6 protein-coding genes are annotated in these 8,577 nt (G+C 35.2%); all 6 read left to right on the forward strand.

Features of this window, described 5'->3' with window-relative positions:
- The first annotated feature begins 58 nt into the window (after positions 1 to 58).
- Positions 59 to 1,153: an ABC transporter substrate-binding protein gene (locus CJP74_RS07740; protein WP_222987037.1), complete on the forward strand. Its 1,095-nt coding sequence runs from the start codon at positions 59 to 61 to the stop codon at positions 1,151 to 1,153.
- A 243-nt stretch (positions 1,154 to 1,396) separates the two neighbouring features.
- Entirely contained in the window at positions 1,397 to 4,228 is a 2,832-nt protein-coding gene (gene ileS / locus CJP74_RS07745) for an isoleucine--tRNA ligase (protein ID WP_119497935.1), read from the forward strand.
- Positions 4,229 to 4,358: 130 nt separating this feature from the next.
- Entirely contained in the window at positions 4,359 to 5,033 is a 675-nt protein-coding gene (locus tag CJP74_RS07750) for a thymidine kinase (RefSeq protein WP_119497937.1), read from the forward strand.
- 21 nt (positions 5,034 to 5,054) lie between these two features.
- Positions 5,055 to 6,449 (forward strand): glutathione-disulfide reductase, encoded by a 1,395-nt coding sequence (gene gorA / locus CJP74_RS07755; protein WP_119497942.1) that lies wholly within the window; start codon positions 5,055 to 5,057, stop codon positions 6,447 to 6,449.
- An 81-nt stretch (positions 6,450 to 6,530) separates the two neighbouring features.
- Complete coding sequence (locus CJP74_RS07760; protein WP_119497944.1) at positions 6,531 to 7,370, forward strand: tRNA threonylcarbamoyladenosine dehydratase; 840 nt, start codon at positions 6,531 to 6,533, stop codon at positions 7,368 to 7,370.
- A gap of 154 nt (positions 7,371 to 7,524) precedes the next feature.
- A complete protein-coding gene (locus CJP74_RS07765) occupies positions 7,525 to 8,571 on the forward strand; it encodes a zinc ABC transporter substrate-binding protein (protein WP_119497946.1) in 1,047 nt (348 codons plus the stop codon).
- The last annotated feature ends 6 nt before the right edge of the window (positions 8,572 to 8,577 follow it).

Raw genomic sequence — 8,577 nt, forward strand, 5'->3', positions numbered from 1 at the left:
GTTTACTAGTAATCCTAGTATCCATTTTTTATTAATTTTTTTCTTTAAGAGATACTTTGTGAACAAGACTAAAATTATTCTATCTATTATTGTTCTCGCAATTATTGCAATAGTTGGTTATACTTTTGCTACCAAAGGTAGCGACGACTCAGTTACAAATTCTAATACACCTAAACAAAAAGTGTATATTTATAACTGGACCGAGTATATTACTAGTGACTTATTAAACAAATTTACAAAGGAAACAGGAATCGAAGTTGTTTACACAACTTATGAAAGTAACGAAGAAATGTATGCTAAATTAAAATTAAATAGCAATTCTTCGCAACCTTACGACATAGTGGTTCCTTCAAATCACTTTGTAGCTCGCTTAATTGCTGAAAACCTAATCCAACCTCTAGATTTATCAAGACTGCAAGTAGATAATCTATTACCAGAAGTGTTAAACAAACCTTTTGACCCAGAAAATAAATACTCTATTCCTTACACTTATGGTTTTACCACAATTGGTATTGATAAATCTTATGCACCGAACCTAACCATTGAATCTATTAATGATTTATGGAAGCCTGAGTTTACGGATATAATGCTATTAAACGATCAACGCGATATTTTTTCTTTAACTTTAAAAGGTCTGGGATATGATCCTAATACTACAGATACTGAACAAATTAAAGAAGCATATGAGCGTTTACTTCAATTAATGCCAAAAGTTAAAACTTTTAACTCAGATGCACCTGAAGTTCCATTTGTTAACCAGGAAGTTCGCACAGGTATTATTTGGACTGGTTCTGCATTTAGAGGTTCTTTAGATGATCCAAACTTAACTGTAGTTTGGCCAAAAGAAGGCTCTGTTCAGTTTATCGACTCATTTGTAATTCCAAACGGAGCAAAAAATATTGACGCAGCATATGAGTTCATTAACTTTATGCTTCAACCTGAAAACGCTGTAGAAATCTTAAAAAATCTAGGTTTCCAACCAGCAAATGCCCACATTAAAGATTTATTACCAATCGAATGGCAAAATTCACCAATTCTTTTCCCACCACAATGGGTTTTTGAAAAGGCTACTTTAAACCAAGACTTAGGTAATAAACTATTAGAAGTTTACAATTCTTACTGGAACCAATTAAGAGTTGGGGCAAACAAGTAACTATAATATAGAGGACGTATCTTACGTCCTCTATTTATTAGAGTAAAAAAAATCAGTTAAAATGCTTGTCGAATATGTTTGCTTTATGGTAATATTAAATAGCAGAAGAAAACATACCAACCAAAACGTACCCATTCAATACTTTGTTAGTAGAAGTATTAGTATATTTTTATACTAGTATTTTCTCCTACAAAGATTTTTTTCTTAATATCTTTATTCTGAATTTAAATAATTTAAAAAATTATGAGCGAAAATAACTACAACTTAAATCTGCCACAAACAGATTTCCCGATGCGTGGTGAGCTACCAAAACGCGAACCACAAATGTTAGAAAAATGGTATAAAGATGAGTTATACCAACAAATTCGTAAGTCTCGTGAAAACCGTCCTATGTATATTCTTCATGACGGTCCTCCATATGCAAATGGTACTATCCACTTAGGACACGCACTTAATAAAATTCTAAAAGATATTATAATTAAAGCAAAAACAATTGAAGGTTACGATTCTCCATACATCCCTGGTTGGGACTGTCACGGTCTTCCTATTGAATTAAAAGTAGAAGGCTTAGTAGGAAAACCTGGTGTTAATGTAGATGCAAAAGAATTCCGTCAAAAATGTCGTGAATATGCCTTAGAACAAGTTGAGTTACAACGTCGTGACTTTAAACGTTTAGGGGTATTAGGTGACTGGGATAACCCATACTTAACTATGAACTTTGATACGGAAGCAGAAATTATCCGTACTTTAGGTAAATTAGTTGAAAATGGTCACATGTTTAAAGGTCACAAACCAGTTTACTGGTGTGTTGACTGTGCATCTGCTCTTGCTGAAGCTGAGGTAGAATACCGTGATAAAAAATCAGAATCTATCTATGTAGCATTTGAAGCAAAAGATGCTAAAGCAGTTAATGAGAAATTTGGTGTTACAGACACAAGTGTACCTACATTTGCAATGATCTGGACAACAACTCCATGGACAATTCCTGGTAACCGTGCTATCTCATTAAACCCAGAATTTGAATATGTTCTAGTTAAAGCTACAGTTAAAAATAACCAATACTTTGCAGAAGCAAAATACTTTGTTTTAGCTAAAGAGCTTGTAGAAGCTGTAGCAAAAGCTTGTGACTTTGAATCATACGAAGTTGTAGGCAACCCTGTATTAGGTAAAGACTTAGAATTATTAACTTTCGTACATCCTTTATTTGGTCATGATGTACCATTTATCTTAGGTGACCACGTAGGTCTAGATGCAGGTACTGGTTTAGTACATACTGCTCCAGATAACGGTCTTGAAGACTTTGAAGTATGTAAAAAATACAACATTGGCTTAGCTAATATCATCAATGATGATTCAGAATTCAAAGCTGATGTGCCTAAATTTGCAGGCTTAAAAATCTTTGATGCAAATGTTCCTGTAATTAAAGAATTAGCTTATGCAGGTCGTTTAGTACATAAATCTTCAATCCACCACTCATACCCACACTGTTGGCGTCACAAAACACCAGTTGTTTACCGTGCAACACCACAATGGTTTATCGGTATGGATGTAGCAGGTTTACGTCAAAACGTTTTAGACGAAATCAAACAAGTTAAATGGATTCCTGCATGGGGTCAACCACGTATCGAAAACATGGTAAGTGGTCGTCCTGACTGGTGTATCTCTCGTCAACGTACTTGGGGTGTACCAATTCCAGTATTTACAAATAAAGAAACTGGTGAACTTCACCCACAAACTTTAGAAATCATTGAAAAAGTTGCTAAATTAGTTGAAAAAGATGGTATCCAAGCTTGGTGGGATGTAAGTAATGAAGAGTTACTTGGTGCCGAAGATGCAAATAAATACACTAAAGCAAAAGATACTTTAGATGTATGGTTTGACTCTGGATCTACTAGCCAAACAGTGGTTAAACTACGTCCAGAATTCAAAGGCAATACAACAGACATGTACCTTGAAGGTTCTGACCAACACCGTGGTTGGTTCATGTCTTCAATTTGTATCGGTGCAGGGGTAACACAAAAAGCTCCTTATAAAGAAGTTCTTACACACGGCTTTATCGTTGACGGTAACGGACAAAAAATGTCTAAATCTTTAGGTAATGTAATCGTTCCTCAAGAAGTTAACGAGAAATATGGTGCTGACATCTTACGTTTATGGGTAGCTCAAACAGATTACACTTCAGATATCCGTGTATCTGATGAAATCTTAAAACGCTCAGTTGACCAATACCGTCGTATTCGTAATACTATGCGTTTCTTATTAGCTAACTTAAACGGTTTTGATCCAGCTAAACATGCCGTACCTACAGAGCAAATGTTATCTGTAGACCGTTATGTAGTTTCATTAGCGAAAAAATATCAAGAACAAGTGCGCAATAACTACGAGAACTACGAATTACACTTAATTGTTAAAACATTAATGCAATTCTGTTCTGTAGACTTAGGTTCATTCTACTTAGATACAGTTAAAGACCGTATCTATACCTTAAAAGAAGATAGCCTAGCACGTCGTTCTGCACAAACAGCTATGTACTATGTAGCTGAAGCTTTAGTAAGATGGATGGCTCCAATTCTTAGCTTTACTGCTCAAGAAGCTTGGGAACACTTACCAGGTGAAAGAGATCCATATGTATTTACAGCTTACTACTTCGATAAATTAGTAGATAATGACACTGCAGTAAGTGATGCACAATGGAAAGAACTTTTAGACGTACGTTACGAAGCTAACGTGGCTCTAGAAGCGTTACGTAAAGACAAAACAATCGGTTCTTCGTTAGATGCTGAGTTAACCCTATATGTTTCACCTGAAGCTAAAGACTTAGTTAAAGCTTTAGAAACTTTAGGAAGTGAATCTAAATACGTATTCTTAGTGTCTAAATTAAATGTTAAACCTTTAGCAGAATCTCCAGTTGAAGCTGAGAAATTTGCGGTTGAAGCACACAAATACAACGAACCGAAATGTGACCGTTGTTGGCATTTAGACCCTTCTGTTGGTACTGACGAACATCATAAAGACTTATGTCATCGTTGTGTAGATAACTTAGAAGGTCACGGTGAAGTAAGACACTTTGCTTAATTAAATTATTCGAACGAGAAAAAAAGGTAGGACTAAGCTCCTACCTTTTTCTTGTTACTATGCATACTATTTGAGATTGGTGTATAATTTACAGATAAAAATATTTTAACTCTAACTTAAAGATATTGATATGGCAAAACTATTCTTTTATTACTCAACCATGAATGCGGGTAAGAGCACAAATTTGTTACAAGCTTCATATAACTATAAAGAAAGAGGCTTTAATACTATTCTTTTTAATTACCACGCAGATAATAGGGATGCTGATGGGAATTTGACTAATAAAGAATTATTTGTTACATCTCGTTTAGGTATACGTGAAAGGGCATATCCTTTTAACAATGAAACTAATATGATCCAAGCTGTGCAAAACATAGCTGCTCAGGATCTACCCTTAAAAGACCAAAGTGGGAACAATCTTCCTATCGGGGCAATTCTAATTGACGAAGCACAATTTTTAACTGCAGAACAAGTTAAGCAGTTATCTGATATAGTTGATTATCAAAATATACCTGTACTATGTTATGGCATACGTACAGACTTTTTAGGAGAGCCTTTTACAGGATCAGTTTGGCTTCTCGCTTGGGCTGATGAAATAGTTGAACTTAAAACTATTTGTGCCACAGGGAAGAAAGCAACTTTTGTTTTACGTTTAGACGAAAATGGTAAACCTCAAAATAGTGGAGAAAAAGTCCAAATTGGAGGTAATAACGTCTATGTGGCAGTTTCTAGAAAATTACACAAACAAGCTTTAAAAACAGGTGAACTGGGCTGTGCAGCCTATCATACTGTAGAAGTAGAATAACAAAACAACGGGAATAATTATATGCAAGGAAAATACGATTTTGACTTATTAGTTCTAGGTGGAGGTAGTGGCGGTATTGCTACAGCAAATCGTGCTGCTATATACGGAGCTAAAGTTGGCGTAATTGAAGCTAAAGACCTTGGTGGTACTTGTGTGAATGTTGGTTGTGTGCCAAAAAAAGTTCTTTGGAATGGTGCTAATTTATACCAACAAATTAAAACTTTAAGCCAAGACTATGGTTTTGCTACAAGTGTAGACAACTTAGATTTTGCTAAACTAGTTGAAGCTCGTCAAGCATATATTTCACGAATTCACACTTCGTACAATAATTCATTTAACAATAATAAAGTTACTTTAATTAATGGTTGGGGTCAATTTGAAGATCAACACCATATTAAAGTAACCGATGCTCAAGGCGAGGTTAAAGTTTATAGTGCTGAACGTATTCTCATTGCAACTGGTGGTAAAGCGGTATACCCAAATATCCCAGGTGCAGAACTAGGTACAGATTCTGACGGCTTTTTTGCTTTAACTGAATTACCAAAAAGTGCTGTTATTGTAGGGGCAGGTTATATTGCCGTTGAGATTGCAGGTGTACTTAACTCTTTTGGGGTAAAAACTACTCTTGTAACTCGTGGTGATCGTCCATTACGTTGGGTAGATAAAGACATTACAAGTGAACTTTTAGAAAACTTTGCTCAACAAGGCTTAAAACACTTAGGTAACTCAGAATATACCAAAGTGGAAAAATTAGATAATGGACAAATTCGTTTAGTTACTAATCACGGTAACCTAGATTCAGACTTTTTAGTTTGGGCTATAGGTCGTGAACCTAATACATCAGGTCTCAACCTCGAAAAAGTTGGCGTTGAACTTGATGATCAAGGTTATATTGTAACTAATGATCTAAGTGAAACTACACAAAGCAATATTCTTGCTATAGGTGATATTGTACGTCTTCCTGCTCTAACCCCTGTTGCGATTAAAACTGGTCGTATGTTAGCAGAAAGACTCTACAACAATAAACCTAACTATCACTTTAATAAAAAATCTTACATCCCTACGGTTATCTTTAGCCACCCTGCTATAGGAACTGTTGGTATGTGCGAAAGTAAAGCTCTTGAAACCTATGGAGCTTATGACCCACAAAGCAATCCAAATGGAATTAGAATTTATAAAAGTAAATTCACTTCTATGCTAACCGCTGTAACTTCTCATCCAGAGAAAATCCTTATGAAACTAATTGTGCAAGGACCAAATGAAGTTGTTGTTGGTTTACATGGCATTGGCTTTGGCGTGGATGAAATGATCCAAGGTTTTGCGGTAGCTATGGGTATGGGGGCAACTAAAGCTGATTTTGATAATACAGTAGCAATTCACCCTACAGGTTCAGAAGAATTTGTTACCATGCGTTAATCTCTTATGCCAGGTAGTATTACCTGGCACTTATAATTATAAGAGAGCTTAAACTTTAAACTTACTAATTAAGTAATTATTATGACTAGCACAAATCCAAAATATAGCGAACAAAGCTTTGATCCTCTGTTCTGGCGTTCATTTAAAGGCATAGCTTCACTTTATGGCATAGATAATTTAGCTAAATTCGCCCAAACTCAAGTTATAGTTATTGGTGTTGGTGGCGTAGGCTCTTGGGCAGTAGAAAGTTTAGCTCGTAGTGGCATAGGTTCGCTAGTTTTAGTTGATGCTGATGATATTTGTGTTTCTAATATTAATCGTCAACTTCCTGCTCTAAACTCTACCAAAGGGGAAGAAAAAACAGAAGTTCTTGCCCAAAGATGTCAAGATATTAATCCGCTAATTGACGTACAGGTTATCGATAGATTTCTGGCAAAAGAAAATCTTGCTGAGCTAATCAAACCTCATGCTTTTACGCCAAAAGCTGTCCTTGAGGGCACAGCCAACCCGAATGTTTATGTTATAGATGCCATAGACGATGCTAATGTTAAGGCTGCCCTAGTTAACTATTGTCGCCGTAACAAATATAAGCTGGTAGTTTGTGGGGCTGCGGGAGGAAAATTTGATCCAACAAAAGTAGCTCTTGCGGATATGACTCAAACTCACCATGATCCTTTAATTGCCAATGTAAGAAATCGCTTACGTAGAGAATATGGTTACAAAGAACGCTTCAAAGAGAAAAAGTTCAATGTTCCAACCGTGTACTCTCAAGAACAAATGACTTTACCTGCAAATTTACAAGCTTGTGACCTGCAAAATTTAAACTGTAATAATGGTTATGGTTCGGCAACTGTAGTAACTGCAAGTTTTGCAAATTTTGCTGTAGCTAAAATTCTTGAATTTGTACAAAAAATAAAATAAAATAGATTAATTCTTTAGTACCATTTATGGTATTATTAATATCAGTTAAATAAAGATTGCTAAACTGCGGTTTTAATAAAAAAATTCAATCTTTATCTAACTATTTTGGGGTAAGCTGCGGCTTACAAATATAAATTTTTTCCGTAAAATTTTTATGAAAAAAACACTTTTAGCTACTACTCTTGCGGCGTTCGCATTTTTAAACACAGCCGAGGCTGATGTATTATCTTCTATCAATCCAATTGGTTTTATTGTTGCTGATCTTACTAAGGATGTAACTCCAAGTTCAGTACTTATTCCGCCAACAAAATCTCCTCATTCGGCTCAACTAACGCCACGTGACCTTACAATTATTAAGGATACCGACTTATTAATTTATATCGATGATGATATGGAAATTAGTCTAGGTAAGGCGTTAGAAAATGATCGTATTCGTCCTGCTAACGTTATTGAGTTAGCTTCTATCCCTGAAATTAAAAAACTTTTAGTTAAGGGAGTGCATCATCACCACGATGATGATCATGATCACAAGCATGACCATGACCACAAGCACGATCACGACCACGATCATGACCACGACCACGACCATGACCATGACCACGATCACGATCATGATCACGACCATGATCACAAACATGATCACGAGCATAAAAAAGGCTCAGCTCATGCAAATGAAGGTCTAGAAACTAATTATCACCTTTGGACTAGTCCAAGAATCTCTAAAGTAGTAGCACAAGTTATTGCTGATAAATTAATTCAAATCTATCCTGATAAAAAAGATATTATCAACGCTAACTTAGCTCGCTTTAATCAAGAATTAGATGCGACTAACAATGAAATTAAACAAGTACTTGTTCCAAGTAACCTGAATAATTTCTATGTTTTCCATGATGCTTATACTTACTTTGAGATAGATTATGGTTTCCGTAATAAAGATAAAGGTGCTATTTACTTTAATGTAAATATCGAACCTTCAATTAATCAACTTAATGAATTAAATAAAAAGGCTAAAGAAGATAATGTTAAAGTTATCTTTAGCGAGCCACAATTTAATCGCAGCATTGCCGAAAAATTAGCTAAAGCTATAGATGCTAAATTAGGTCTTTTAGATCCTTTAGGTGTAAATATTGAGGTAAAACCAGGTTCTTACCAACTATTCTTAAAAGATCTAGCTAACTCATTTAAAATTTTAAATAAATAATCTAAA

It is taken from the genome of Psittacicella melopsittaci (genome assembly GCF_003585925.1).
GTDB lineage: Bacteria > Pseudomonadota > Gammaproteobacteria > Enterobacterales > Psittacicellaceae > Psittacicella > Psittacicella melopsittaci.